Here is a 595-nt window from a genome sequence, read left to right as displayed (position 1 = left end):
ATAGTGATTTAGCTGGTAAGGCTGATATCAACACACTGCCAAAGACGGTACATACCTCAATTACTGGTACTGGATCTGATTATTATGATATATCTTGTCCTGGCATTAAATACGGTGCCGCAGTTATTGCTCAATTTGCATCACAGCGTAATGAGTATTATATCCTCAACGCAGATGCAATGGCGGACAACACCGTGCGGCTAAGAATTAATAAAGCGGTACCGGCTGGCACGGGTATCTATGTTAATGCAATTTATTCGATTAATTGATCAATTACGTACCGATTACAATATACTGCATCCATATTTTACTTTGATATTCTGGTTTTGTGTCACTGCTGTCGAGCAAAAGAGCTAAGGAGTTATTATTACCGCTGTTAGTAATGGATCGTACTGCATATGATCCGGACATAGGTACTGCCATGCAATGATAAAGGTTTTCTTGCGAATATCCTTCAGGGAAAACGATGCTTGCTTGCCCGTTAAAATTTACTATACACTCCATTTTTCCGTATTGTATTTTTACATTCCCAATCTGGAGTTTATTGTATTGAGCAATTATAGCGCTACTATCAAGTTTGTTCGCTAAATCACTA

General features: G+C 38.5%; 2 protein-coding genes. One reads left to right on the top strand and one right to left on the bottom strand.

What is annotated here, in order from left to right; all coding sequences use genetic code 11:
- Nucleotides 1-269: hypothetical protein (locus H8S75_RS32395; protein ID WP_187024982.1), on the top strand; the 269-nt coding region annotated here is incomplete at its 5' end.
- Between the two features lie 4 nt (nt 270-273).
- Here H8S75_RS32395 and H8S75_RS32510 read toward each other — a convergent pair.
- Nucleotides 274-595 (bottom strand): hypothetical protein (locus H8S75_RS32510; RefSeq protein WP_207729272.1); only part of this gene is annotated, 322 nt, incomplete at its 5' end.

The organism is Hungatella hominis, assembly GCF_014288005.1.
Classification (GTDB): Bacteria; Bacillota; Clostridia; order Lachnospirales; family Lachnospiraceae; genus Hungatella; species Hungatella effluvii.
This window is presented reverse-complemented; position numbering and strand designations above follow the sequence as displayed.